This window comes from Bacillus cereus group sp. N31 (assembly GCF_016483245.1).
In the GTDB taxonomy this organism is placed as follows: Bacteria; Bacillota; Bacilli; order Bacillales; family Bacillaceae_G; genus Bacillus_A; species Bacillus_A toyonensis.
The window spans coordinates 1-206 of the sequence record NZ_JAEHCH010000143.1; the positions used below are offsets into that span (position 1 = coordinate 1).

Consider the following 206-nt stretch of genomic DNA (forward strand, 5'->3'; position numbering starts at 1 on the left):
TTCTTGTGATTCACTTTTTGACCACGATTCGTTAACTCATCACGAATGCGACGGTAGCCATAACGGCCTTCATTTTCCTCATAAATCGCTTTAATTTCAGCTTTCAAATCGGCATCTAAATCCGGACGATTCATTTTCTTTACTAAATCATAATACGTGCTTCGTGGAATGTTAGCTAGCTCTACAAGTGCTTTCACCGAATATTT

The 206-nt window shown here is 38.3% G+C and carries 1 protein-coding gene; it reads right to left on the minus strand.

The genetic code is table 11. The annotated features are described in order from the left end of the window. On the minus strand, nucleotides 1-206 hold a 206-nt coding region (locus JDS81_RS30170), incomplete at both ends, for an IS3 family transposase (RefSeq protein ID WP_199688714.1).